Here is a 4,178-nt window from a genome sequence, read left to right on the forward strand (position 1 = left end):
CGGGAACGGCAAAGAGTCCGGCTAGCGCGGTGAATCCGGTGCCGATCAGACCCAAGCTCAGGCCGGCGCCCGGTTCGTCGAACACGCGATATGCGACTGCCGCCCCCAGTAATCCCAGCAGTCCGGTTGCCAGCGCAATGCCGGCGCAGCCGGTGCGGTGCGCGTCGACGTCGAAGGCGGATCCCAGCAGTACCGCCGCGGCAAGGGTTGCCAGGCACAACGAAATCACGCCGCCGACACGACGAGTCGCACGTCGGGTCCAGGGCCGTTCTACCTCGGCGATCACTGCCGCTACCGCCTCGGCCGCGTCGTCACCCGGCGGAGCGGCGAATGCCGCCGGTGCGCGGACCAGAAACAACGTGTACCCGTCTCCAATCCCGAGTTCATCCAACGTCTTCGACGCGTCCAACACGTCCCCGCCGGGTCGGGACAGCTCGTAGCGGACGGCGGAGTCGAGGTTGCCTGTGTCGCCGAGGACGTCGATGATCGATGCGATCAGTGAATTGAGCGGCACCGCAGCCGAGACCACGAGGTCGGCGCTGCCGGTACCGGCATGAACAACCAGCCGCCGCCGAACAGACGCCACCGACACCTGATGCATACCTGACTCCATTCGCCACGTTGGACCCTAGCCATGCCGCGGCAACGTCGTATGCGTTGTTCCACAGGCGACTTGCCGCCGATCGCTGCCTTGCCTACCGTGCCCGAGTCATGGATCTCGGGAACGCGTTCGACGGTGCAACCGCGCAGTGCGTGCCGATCGTGCGGATGGCAGCACCGGACTACGAGACCACGGACATCGCGGTCGCGGCGCCGCCGGAAATAGCGGAACGGGCGCAGTCCGGCCGGTTGATCAGGTTCGTACCGATTGTCACGGCCGTCGCCGCGGTAGGGGCGATGGCTGCGACGTACGCTGCCCGCTCGCCCGTGGCGCACAATCCGGCGTTCATGATGTTCCCGCTCGTGATGCTGGTGTCCGCGGTCGCGGCGGTGCTTTCGGGCTCGGATCGTCGTCGCGGGGAACTCAATGTCCAACGTGGGGATTACCTGGACTATTTGTCGACGATTCGCCAAACCGCTCTGAAGAACGCTGCAGCGCAGTGTTTGTCGTTGACGTGGCGCCATCCCGATCCTGACACGCTGTGGACTCTGGTGGGCGGATGCCGGATGTGGGAGCGGGAAGTGGCGGCCTCAGATTTCTGCCACGTCCGGGTCGGCGTCGGGCCCTTACCTCTTGCTGCGCGGTTGGTGGCGCCGACCCTGGAATCGGTGAACCGATTGGACCCGGTGAGTGTGGCTGCGCTGCAGCGCTTTCTCGGCACACACTCGAGGGTGGTAAGGGCACCGATCGCGGTCGCGCTGCGCGGGCAGTCGGTCGTGCGCATCCGCGGCGACGGCTTGCAGGCCCGCGCGCTGCTGCGAGCCGTACTGTGCCAGCTGGCCGTCTTGCACAGCCCGGCCGCGGTGCTGATCGTCGCTGCCGTCGGCGCTGCCAACCGGGCGGAGTGGGAATGGCTCAAATGGTTGCCACACAATCGACATCCCTATGCCTGCGATGACATTGGCCCCGCGCGGATGGTGTATGCGTCGCTACGCGCCGCACGTGAAACGCTGGACGCTTTGATGAGCGACGGCCGGTCCGGCGATCCGGCCGCAGCGCACATCGTCTTCGTCGCCGACGGCGACGGTGAATTCAACGGCGTTGCCGCCGAGGGCGTTACGGTGCTCAAGGTGGACTGCGGCGACGGTCACCCGGTGGTGGTCTCGGCGTGCGGCGAAGAGACCCTCGCGCAGGCCGATCAGCTGAGCCGCGCCGCGGCATTGGTGTGCGCCCAACGACTCGCCGGCTATCGGCCCGCCCGCCCGAGCGCGGCGTCGAACGGGACCAGGTGGCAGGACCTGATCGGCATCACCGACATCGGCTCGAGTCCGCCGGATGCGGACCGGAGCATTCTCGGCTCCCGGGGCTTTCTGCGTGTGCCGGTCGGCACCGACAGCAGCGGTGCGCCGGTCGAACTGGATATCAAGGAGGCGGCCGCCCACGGGATGGGCCCACACGGGCTCTGTATCGGCGCAACGGGTTCAGGAAAATCGGAGTTTCTGCGGACGGTGGCTCTGGGCATGATCGTCCGGCACTCGTCGGAAGAGCTGAACCTGGTGCTGGTCGACTTCAAAGGCGGCGCGACATTCTCTGGACTCGAACCCGCGCGGCATGTGGCCGCGGTGATCACCAACCTGTCCGACAAAGCGGCGCTGGTGACGCGGATGCGCGATGCCTTGATGGGCGAGCTGAACCGGCGTCAAGAGGTGCTCCGCGCGGCGGGCAACCTCGAAGACATCTCGGTCTATCAACGCAGACGCCAGGCTGATGACCAGCTGCGCGCGCTGCCGGCGTTGTTCGTCATCGTGGACGAGTTCTCCGAATTGCTCAGCCAGCATCCAGATTTCGCCGACGTCTTTGTTGCGATCGGCCGATTGGGTCGATCGCTTGGCGTCCATCTGTTGCTGGCGAGCCAGCGTCTGGATGAGGGCAGATTGCGGGGATTGGAATCACATCTGTCGTATCGAGTGTGTCTGAAAACGCTGTCGAGCAACGAATCCCGCACGGTGCTTGGTACCTGCGAAGCCTACGAACTTCCCGCGATACCGGGTGCAGCGTACTTACGGGTCGGTACCGATGCGCCCGTGCGGTTCCAGACGGCGTTTGTCTCGGGTCTCGTCGCGCCGCCATTGGAGATCCGCGAGTGCGGGACGTCGAGCCATCCTGAACGCCCACCTGCGGTCCGATTGTTCACCACCGAACCCATCGGATCCACTATGTCCGGCCCCGGCGAGATCGCACTCGGCGAGCGCAAGACGGTGTTACAGGCGATCGTCGAACGGTTGTCGGGAAGCGGCCCACGAGCGCATGAGATATGGCTACCACCACTCGGAGCGTCCCCCACCCTGGACGCCATCTTGCGGCCCGGCGAACCAGGTCGGCCATTGACGGTTCCGGTCGGCGTCGTTGACCGCCCTTTCGAGCAGCAGCGCACGCCGTTGGTCGTTGACTTGGCCGGGGGCGCAGGCAATGTCGCGGTAGTCGGTGCACCTCGATCCGGCAAGTCCACGGCACTGCGTACGCTGATCACCGCGCTGGCGGTCACCCACGATCCGCGTACGGTGCAGTTCTACTGCCTCGATTTCGGCGGCGGATCCTTGGCGTCGTTGCGTGACTGGCCACACGTCGGCTCCGTGGCCGGCCGCGGTGACCCGGAACGTGTCCGACGCACCATCGGGCGACTCTGCGCTCTCCTGCGAGCCCGGGAAACGCTTTTTCGTGAGCGCAACATCGACTCGATGACCGACTATCGGCAGCTGCTGGCGGAGCGGGATCCACGATGTGATCGGTTCGGCGATGTCTTTCTGGTCGTTGACGGCTGGCTCGGTCTGCAGCGCGAATGCGAGATGGCCGAGCCCTGGGTGACATCGCTTGCCGCAGAGGGCCTCTCCTACGGTATCCACGTCATGTTGTCCGCCACGCGATGGCCAGAGATTCGAGCCGCGTTGCGCGATCAGGTTGGAACCCGGATCGAGCTGCGCCTGGGGGATCCCGGGGATTCCGAATTCGATCGGCGCCGGGCCCACCAGGTTCCAGAGGCACGACCGGGGCGAGGGCTCTCCCACGAAGGATTGCACATGGTGGTCGCACAGCCGTGTTTGGGCATCGGCGCCGCGTCGAGCGTTGGGGACATGCTGCGGGACCACAATCACGGATGGCGGGCGCCGACGGTGCCGGTGCTTCCCAGGCGGATCGACCACACCGCTGTGCTCGACGGCGCTGGTCCGCTGCGTGCTGGCGTCATATTGGGTATCGAAGAGACCGAGCTTGCCCCACTGACAATCGATTTCGCGCAGCAGCCACATCTGTTGGTGCTGGGCGACAACGAATGCGGTAAGACGGCGACGTTGCGCACGCTGTGCTGGGAATTGCTGAGAACCAAGACTCCCGCGGAGTGCCAACTGGTCATCGTCGACCCGAGGCGCTCACTGCTCGGTCTGGCCGGACACCAGAACGGGACCCGGGGTAGTCACCTCACTTCCGCTGACGCGGTAGCCGAGGCAATGTCGCATCTGGTGGAACTGTTGCGCCGACGCATGCCCACCTCGAACACCAACCTGATGCAATTGCGTGACCG

At 65.7% G+C, this 4,178-nt stretch carries 2 protein-coding genes; one reads left to right on the top strand and one right to left on the bottom strand.

Features of this window, described 5'->3' with window-relative positions; genetic code table 11:
* Window positions 1-601, bottom strand: a 601-nt coding sequence (locus AC2VOU_RS15565; RefSeq protein WP_486958184.1) for an EsaB/YukD family protein, incomplete at its 3' end; no start/stop codon positions are given.
* A gap of 110 nt (window positions 602-711) precedes the next feature.
* On the opposite strand from AC2VOU_RS15565, the gene eccCa reads away from it, so the two are divergent.
* Window positions 712-4,178 (top strand): type VII secretion protein EccCa (gene eccCa / locus AC2VOU_RS15570; RefSeq protein WP_486958185.1); only part of this gene is annotated, 3,467 nt, incomplete at its 3' end.

The sequence above is a fragment of the Mycobacterium sp. TH-M25 genome, from assembly GCF_057473665.1.